Genomic DNA, 6,186 nt, shown 5'->3' on the forward strand with positions numbered 1-6,186 from the left:
CATCGAGACCCATCAGGATCCTGACAACTCGACCTCTTCCGACGGCCCCAACATGCTGCCGTTGAAGGACATGCCCGCTTTACTCGAGCGGCTGATGGCATTCGACCGCATCGCCAAGGGTCTCTAGGCCGGAGATATCCTCTGTCGACCGCCGATGCTTGTGGACGGCGCAAGCCGCCTGTACGCTCGACCGGCAAATGAGCGTTTTGGCAGGAGGAAGCCATGTCTGTCGCCCGCGTCACCGAAATCACATCGTCGTCGAAGAAGAGCTTTCAGGACGCCATCGAACAGGGAATTGCGCGCGCATCCAAAACGCTGAAGAACGTCGAGGGCGCCTGGATCCAGGACCAGAAGATCGTCGTCCAGGACGGCAAGATCGTTGCTTATCGCGTCAACATGAAGGTTACCTTCATCCTCGCGGAGTGATCGGTCGACGCCGAAAAAGTCGGGAACCTTCGCCCGCGCCCCTCATTGTCCAATTATGGTTCGAAACCACAATGAGGAGCACAATCATGGCAACCCAGACTGGCCACACCCAAGCCATCGCCGCTTCGCGGGTCATCGGCACATCGGTCTACAACACCGAAGGCACAAGCATCGGCAGTATAGAGGATGTGATGCTCGACAAGATGGCGAACGGCATCATGTTCGCGGTCATCGGTTTTGGCGGCTTCCTTGGCATCGGCGAGAAATATCACGCCATTCCGTGGGCAAGCCTCGACTATGATGAGGACAAGGGCGGTTATGTCGTACCGTTTTCCAAGGAACAACTCATGGCGGCACCGGCCTATTCGATCAACGAACTGACCGGTGCCGATGGCGAGGCGGCGCGCGACGAATCCTACAATTATTACAAGGTCACGCCTTACTGGCATTAACAACAACGACAAAGCGGCCCCGTCGGGAGAGACGGGGCCGCTTTGGATTCCGGCTTATTCGCTGACGTGTAAGGGGGCCATCGCCTTCGGCGGCGACTGCTGATTGTCGCATGACGTCAGGAATGCCGCCGCGATCAGAAACAGACTCACGATACCGCTCAACTGAGACATGGCGAAACTCCTCCTGTTTCGCCCCGCGCGCTGCACCTTAACCGGAAGTCAGCCGACCGTACATGACTTATGATGACGGCGATTTGCGCTTCGTGAATCGTTCGGAGGCCGATGCCGCGGCAATAATTGCCAGCGGGCCGATTGCCTTTTGCAGCACTTTGGCTAAGACGTGCGGCATTCTTCAGATCAATCGAGGACATCGCAAATGACCGCCATCGTCGACATTGTCGGGCGTGAAATCCTGGACAGCCGTGGAAATCCGACCGTCGAGGTCGATGTCATTCTCGAAGACGGCTCGATGGGCCGCGCGGCGGTGCCGTCGGGTGCTTCGACCGGTGCCCACGAGGCCGTCGAACTGCGCGACGGCGGCGCCCGCTATCTCGGCAAAGGCGTGCTCAAAGCCGTCGAGGCGGTGAACGGCGAGCTGTTCGAGGCCATCGGCGGCATGGAAGCCGAAAACCAGATTCATATCGACCAGACCATGATCGAGCTCGACGGCACGCCCAACAAGAGCCGGCTTGGCGCCAACGCCATTCTCGGCGTTTCGCTGGCGGTGGCCAAGGCGGCCGCTGATGCCGCCGGCCTACCGCTCTACCGTTATGTCGGAGGCACCAAGGCGCATCTCCTGCCGGTACCGATGATGAACATCATCAATGGCGGCGCGCATGCCGACAACCCGATCGATTTCCAGGAATTCATGATCCTGCCGATCGGCGCGCCGACGCTGCGCGAAGGTGTCCGCTGGGGTTCGGAAATCTTCCATACGCTGCGCAAGAAACTGAAGGATGCCGGCCACAACACCAATGTCGGCGACGAGGGCGGCTTTGCCCCGAACCTGAAAAGCGCTCCGGTGGCGCTCGATTTCATCATGGAATCGATCGAGCAGGCCGGCTTCAGGCCGGGCGACGAGATCGCGCTCGGCCTCGATTGCGCCGCGACCGAGTTCTTCAAGGACGGCAACTACGTCTATGAAGGCGAGAAAAAGACGCGCGATCCCAAGGCCCAGGCCAAATACCTGGCCAAGCTTGCCACCGACTATCCGATCATCTCGATCGAGGACGGTCTTGCCGAGGACGATTGGGAAGGCTGGAAGTACCTGACCGACCTGATCGGCAAGAAGACGCAGCTGGTTGGCGACGATTTGTTCGTCACCAACACGGCGCGGCTGCGCGACGGCATCCGCATGGGGGTTGCCAACTCGATCCTGGTCAAGGTCAACCAGATCGGCTCGCTTACGGAAACGCTCGACGCCGTCGAGACCGCGCACAAGGCCGGCTACACCGCCGTGATGTCGCACCGCTCGGGCGAAACCGAGGATTCGACCATTGCCGATCTCGCCGTCGCCACCAATTGCGGACAAATCAAGACCGGCTCGCTGTCGCGCTCGGACCGCATGGCCAAGTACAATCAGCTGATCCGCATCGAGGAAGAGCTCGGCAAGCAGGCAAGCTACGCCGGCAAGTCGGTGGTCAAGGGCTGATCCGGAAACACCGGCTCATCGATACCGGACAAAAGGGCGGGAGCATTCCCGCCCTTTTTCGTTTCGGCGCCGCCAAACAGGTCACCCGTAACCGTCCGTTAAGCACAATCGGGCGAGAAAGATCGTGAGCCGCCTGAGTTCGCGGGCTAGAGCCGGATGATCTCAGGTCTGTTCGACCTGAAATCTGAATCCGACTCTAAATCAAAGAGATAGAGCATGATGTCGTCCGAAAACCGCTTCACACTTTTCGGCATCATGCTCTAGAGGAATCGGGCGATGTGGACGCGTCAGCACAAGCAGAGAAACACCGGCCGGCTGATCATTCCCTCGCTTTGCGTGGCGTTCCTGGCCTATTTCGGCTTTCATGCCTATCACGGCGAATTCGGTATCTACTCGAAATATCAGCTGGAAGCCCAGACGGTTGCGCTGCAGGGCCAGCTCGATGCGATCAAGGCGCGCCGCATGGAGCTCGAGCGCCGCGTTCGGCTGATGCATGAAGGCACGCTCGAGAAGGACATGCTCGATGAGCAGGCGCGCAAGGCGCTCAATCTGTCCCAAGCTGACGAAATCACCATTATGTTGCCGACCTCGGCAAAATAACTGATTTCAAGTTAATCACCAATATTTTCAATGATTTTAATCACTTAGGCGCATGCCAGCTATGCAAATTCGGCATGGCGCAACGCTTTGACGCGTGTTAGCCTCCCTAAAATCGGTGGGGAGGAGCTGATCTCCCCAGAGCAGATTTCATCCTGCTCTAATGTCCACGAAGAGACGCCAACAGGGAGTGATGCATGGCCACCGCCGCCAGAAAAGCGCCTGCCAAATCCAAATCCGACGGCAAATCGGGGCTTTCGGCCTCTAAACCTGTCGAATTCACCAAGGACGAAGAGCTTGCCGCTTACCGGCACATGCTGCTCATCCGTCGTTTCGAGGAAAAGGCCGGCCAGCTCTACGGCATGGGTTTCATCGGCGGCTTCTGCCACCTCTATATCGGCCAGGAAGCGGTCGTCACCGGCATGAAGATGGCGCTGATCGACGGCGATCAGATGATCACCGCCTATCGCGACCACGGCCACATGCTGGCGATGGAGCTGTCGCCGCGCGGCGTCATGGCCGAGCTGACCGGGCGTCGCGGCGGCCTGTCACGGGGCAAGGGTGGCTCCATGCACATGTTCTCCAAGGAAAAGCACTTTTATGGCGGCCACGGCATCGTCGGCGCCCAGGTGTCGCTCGGCACAGGCTTGGCCTTCGCCAACCGCTACCGCGACAACAACAATGTCTCGCTGACCTATTTCGGCGACGGTGCGGCCAACCAGGGCCAGGTCTATGAAAGCTTCAACATGGCCTCGCTGTGGAAGCTGCCGGTGATCTACATCATCGAGAACAACCGGTATGCCATGGGCACCTCGGTGTCGCGCTCTTCGGCGGAAACCAATTTTTCGCACCGTGGCGCTTCGTTCAAGATTCCCGGCATCCAGGTCGACGGCATGGACGTGCGCGCTGTCAAGGCCGCCGGCGACCAGGCGACCGAATGGTGCCGCGCCGGCAACGGGCCGATCATTCTCGAAATGCAGACCTATCGCTATCGCGGTCACTCGATGTCCGATCCGGCGAAATACCGCTCGAAGGAAGAAGTGCAGAAGATGCGCTCCGACCATGACCCGATCGAACAGGTCAAGGCGCGGCTCATCGAGAAGAAGTGGGCAACCGAGGACGAGCTTAAGACCATCGACAAGGAGGTCCGCGACATCGTCGCTGACGCCGCCGAATTTGCCCAGAACGATGCAGAGCCGGATCCGTCCGAGCTCTGGACCGATATCGTATTGTAACGGGAGGGCAAGGACATGCCGATCGAAATTCTCATGCCCGCTCTCTCGCCGACCATGGAAGAGGGCAATCTTTCCAAGTGGTTGAAGAATGAGGGCGACAAGGTCGTCGCCGGCGACGTCATCGCCGAGATCGAAACCGACAAGGCGACGATGGAAGTCGAGGCCGTCGACGAAGGCACGCTTGGCAAGATCCTGATCGCCGCCGGCACCGAAGGCGTCAAGGTCAACACACCGATTGCCGTTTTGCTGCAGGACGGCGAAAGTGCCGGCGATATCGGCAAGTCCTCGGCTCCCGCCAAGGCGGAAGCACCGGCAAAGGCAGAGGCTCCAGCCGCGGCGGAGGACAAGGCGGAGGCCGCAAAACCGGCTGCCGCGCCGGTGGCTGCTGCACCGAAGACGGAAATCGCCGCCGATCCGGACATTCCGGCCGGCACGGAGATGGTCTCGACCACGGTGCGCGAAGCGCTGCGCGATGCGATGGCCGAGGAAATGCGCCGCGACGGCGATGTCTTCGTCATGGGCGAGGAGGTCGCCGAATACCAGGGCGCCTACAAGATCACGCAAGGGCTGCTGCAGGAATTCGGGCCGCGGCGCGTCGTCGACACGCCGATCACCGAGCATGGCTTTGCCGGCGTCGGCGTCGGCGCGGCGATGGCCGGCCTGAAGCCGATCGTCGAGTTCATGACCTTCAACTTCGCCATGCAGGCGATCGACCAGATCATCAACTCCGCCGCCAAGACGCTCTACATGTCTGGCGGCCAGATGGGTGCGCCGATCGTTTTCCGTGGACCGAACGGCGCCGCCGCACGCGTCGCCGCACAGCACTCGCAGTGCTACGCCGCCTGGTATAGCCACATTCCGGGCCTGAAAGTGGTGATGCCCTACACCGCCGCCGACGCCAAGGGCTTGTTGAAGGCGGCGATCCGCGATCCCAATCCGATCATCTTCCTCGAGAATGAGATCCTCTATGGCCAGTCCTTCGACGTGCCGAAGCTGGATGATTTCGTGCTGCCGATCGGCAAGGCGCGCATCCACAAGACCGGCAAGGACGTCACCATCGTCTCTTTCGGCATCGGCATGACCTATGCGGTCAAGGCGGAAGCCGAGCTGCGCGGCTTGGGCATCGATGCCGAGATCATCGACTTGCGCACGATCCGGCCGCTCGATCTCGACACCATCATCGCCTCGGTCAAGAAGACCAACCGGCTGATCGTTGTCGAAGAGGGATATCCGCAGAACTCGGTCGGCGACCATATCGCCAACCAGGTGTCGCAGCGCGCCTTCGATTTCCTCGACGCGCCGGTCATCACCATCGCCGGCAAGGATGTGCCGATGCCCTATGCCGCCAACCTGGAGAAACTGGCTTTGCCGAACGTCGGCGAAGTCATCGAGGCGGTCAAAGCCGTCACATATCGCTGAACCGGGCGGGAGGACAAAATGCCAATCAACATCACCATGCCGGCCCTGTCGCCCACGATGGAAGAGGGCAATCTGTCTAAGTGGCTCGTCAAGGAAGGCGACAAGGTTTCGCCGGGCGATGTCATTGCCGAGATCGAGACCGACAAGGCGACGATGGAAGTCGAGGCTGTCGATGAGGGCACGGTCGCAAAGCTCGTCGTTCCCGCCGGCACCGAAGGCGTCAAGGTCAACGCTCTGATCGCCGTGCTCGCTGCCGAAGGTGAGGATGCAGGCGCTGCCGCGAAAAGCGGGGGCGATGCTGCTCCAGCGAAAGCCGAGGCCAAGCAGGACAAGGCGCCAATCTCCCCACCCGTGGGGGAGATGTCGACGAAGTCGACAGAGGGGGGCGCTGTCCCGCCGTCCTCTC

The 6,186-nt window shown here is 60.4% G+C and carries 7 protein-coding genes and 1 pseudogene; all 8 read left to right on the forward strand.

Going from position 1 to position 6,186, the window contains the following annotated elements:
* Nucleotides 1-127: pseudogene (locus tag EN925_RS40790) on the forward strand (3-deoxy-8-phosphooctulonate synthase); the annotation flags it as partial.
* Nucleotides 128-222: 95 nt separating this feature from the next.
* Nucleotides 223-426: a dodecin family protein gene (locus EN925_RS18720; protein ID WP_013531476.1), complete on the forward strand. Its 204-nt coding sequence runs from the start codon at nt 223-225 to the stop codon at nt 424-426.
* A gap of 86 nt (nt 427-512) precedes the next feature.
* Complete coding sequence (locus EN925_RS18725; protein ID WP_127369200.1) at nt 513-878, forward strand: PRC-barrel domain-containing protein; 366 nt, start codon at nt 513-515, stop codon at nt 876-878.
* A gap of 376 nt (nt 879-1,254) precedes the next feature.
* A complete protein-coding gene (eno, locus tag EN925_RS18735) occupies nt 1,255-2,529 on the forward strand; it encodes a phosphopyruvate hydratase (protein ID WP_127385340.1) in 1,275 nt (424 codons plus the stop codon).
* Between the two features lie 276 nt (nt 2,530-2,805).
* Nucleotides 2,806-3,129, forward strand: a complete 324-nt coding sequence (locus EN925_RS18740; RefSeq protein ID WP_027038975.1) for a septum formation initiator family protein — start codon at nt 2,806-2,808, stop codon at nt 3,127-3,129.
* A gap of 194 nt (nt 3,130-3,323) precedes the next feature.
* Nucleotides 3,324-4,361, forward strand: a complete 1,038-nt coding sequence (gene pdhA / locus EN925_RS18745) for a pyruvate dehydrogenase (acetyl-transferring) E1 component subunit alpha (RefSeq protein ID WP_127385339.1) — start codon at nt 3,324-3,326, stop codon at nt 4,359-4,361.
* Between the two features lie 15 nt (nt 4,362-4,376).
* Nucleotides 4,377-5,780 (forward strand): pyruvate dehydrogenase complex E1 component subunit beta, encoded by a 1,404-nt coding sequence (locus tag EN925_RS18750; protein ID WP_013531482.1) that lies wholly within the window; start codon nt 4,377-4,379, stop codon nt 5,778-5,780.
* A gap of 18 nt (nt 5,781-5,798) precedes the next feature.
* On the forward strand, nt 5,799-6,186 hold a 388-nt coding region (locus EN925_RS18755; protein ID WP_128336797.1), incomplete at its 3' end, for a biotin/lipoyl-containing protein.

The sequence above is a fragment of the Mesorhizobium sp. M7A.F.Ca.US.006.04.2.1 genome (genome assembly GCF_004022915.1).
Taxonomy (GTDB): Bacteria; Pseudomonadota; Alphaproteobacteria; order Rhizobiales; family Rhizobiaceae; genus Mesorhizobium; species Mesorhizobium ciceri.

Coding starts and splice junctions, on each gene's coding strand:
- pdhA (WP_127385339.1), top strand. CDS start 3,324: ATGGCCACCGCCGCCAGAAAAGCGCCTGCCAAATCCAAATCCGACGGC.
- eno (WP_127385340.1), top strand. CDS start 1,255: ATGACCGCCATCGTCGACATTGTCGGGCGTGAAATCCTGGACAGCCGT.
- EN925_RS18750 (WP_013531482.1), top strand. CDS start 4,377: ATGCCGATCGAAATTCTCATGCCCGCTCTCTCGCCGACCATGGAAGAG.
- EN925_RS18720 (WP_013531476.1), top strand. CDS start 223: ATGTCTGTCGCCCGCGTCACCGAAATCACATCGTCGTCGAAGAAGAGC.
- EN925_RS18725 (WP_127369200.1), top strand. CDS start 513: ATGGCAACCCAGACTGGCCACACCCAAGCCATCGCCGCTTCGCGGGTC.
- EN925_RS18740 (WP_027038975.1), top strand. CDS start 2,806: ATGTGGACGCGTCAGCACAAGCAGAGAAACACCGGCCGGCTGATCATT.